Raw genomic sequence first — 318 nt, 5'->3', positions numbered from 1 at the left:
CAGTACAGAATATTGAAAAGTGTGTACAGCGTTGTGGTCTGGCAGTGGATAATTCAGTACTGGAACAGTTGGCTTCCAGCTATTCGGTACTGACAGAAGATGAGAAAGAGTTAGGCGTGTGTATGGTCGATATGGGTGGTGGTACCACCGATATTGCCATCTTTACCGGTGGCGCGATTCGTCATACGGCGGTGATCCCGATTGCCGGTGATCAGGTGACCAATGATATTGCCATGGCATTGCGAACGCCAACTCCCCACGCAGAAGATATTAAGATTAAATATGCTTGCGCGCTGGCGCAATTAGCCAGTGCGGAAG

General features: G+C 49.4%; 1 protein-coding gene. It reads left to right on the top strand.

Annotated elements, in window-relative coordinates; all coding sequences use genetic code 11:
• On the top strand, positions 1-318 hold a 318-nt coding region (locus tag QWI17_RS17380; protein ID WP_302723790.1), incomplete at both ends, for a cell division FtsA domain-containing protein.

The sequence above is a fragment of the Gilvimarinus gilvus genome (assembly GCF_030518155.1).
GTDB lineage: Bacteria > Pseudomonadota > Gammaproteobacteria > Pseudomonadales > Cellvibrionaceae > Gilvimarinus > Gilvimarinus gilvus.
This window is presented reverse-complemented; position numbering and strand designations above follow the sequence as displayed.